Raw genomic sequence first — 825 nt, 5'->3', positions numbered from 1 at the left:
AAAAAAGGCCGCTAATGCGGCCTTCTTCAATTTCTAGTGTTATCTAGAGTTGAACAATTAGTCCAAAATCTTAGATACAACACCCGCACCTACTGTACGGCCACCTTCACGGATTGCGAAGCGTAAACCTTCGTCCATCGCGATTGGTGCAATTAGCTCTACAACAAACTTCAAGTTGTCGCCTGGCATTACCATTTCTACGCCTTCTGGTAACTCAACTGCACCAGTTACGTCTGTTGTACGGAAGTAGAACTGTGGACGGTAGCCTTTGAAGAATGGCGTGTGACGGCCACCTTCGTCTTTGCTTAGTACGTACACTTCTGCTTCGAACTTAGTGTGTGGATTGATTGAACCTGGCTTCGCCAATACTTGGCCACGCTCAACTTCGTCACGCTTAGTACCACGTAGTAGAACACCAACGTTCTCACCCGCGCGGCCTTCGTCTAGAAGCTTACGGAACATCTCTACACCAGTACAAGTTGTCTTCGTTGTCTCTTTGATACCAACGATTTCTACTTCTTCACCAACTTTTACGATACCTTGCTCTACACGGCCTGTTACAACTGTACCACGACCTGAGATTGAGAATACGTCTTCGATTGGAAGAATGAACGGCTTGTCAATTGCACGCTCTGGCTCTGGGATGTATGAATCAAGCGCTTCACCTAGCTCGATGATTTTCTTTTCCCACTCTGCGTCGCCTTCTAGCGCTTTAAGAGCTGAACCTTGGATTACTGGTAAGTCGTCACCTGGGAATTCATACTCAGACAACAATTCACGTACTTCCATTTCTACTAGCTCTAGAAGCTCTTCATCGTCAACCAT

The 825-nt window shown here is 46.4% G+C and carries 1 protein-coding gene; it reads right to left on the bottom strand.

Annotated elements, in window-relative coordinates; all coding sequences use genetic code 11:
- Positions 1 to 57 precede the first annotated feature (57 nt).
- Positions 58 to 825: elongation factor Tu (locus CSH92_RS16990; RefSeq protein WP_124917002.1), on the bottom strand; the 768-nt coding region annotated here is incomplete at its 5' end.

It is taken from the genome of Neoalteromonas flava (assembly GCF_002807685.1).
Classification (GTDB): Bacteria; Pseudomonadota; Gammaproteobacteria; order Enterobacterales; family Alteromonadaceae; genus Alteromonas_E; species Alteromonas_E flava.
Note: the sequence above shows the minus strand (reverse complement) of the source record. Positions and strands in the feature narration are given on the sequence as shown.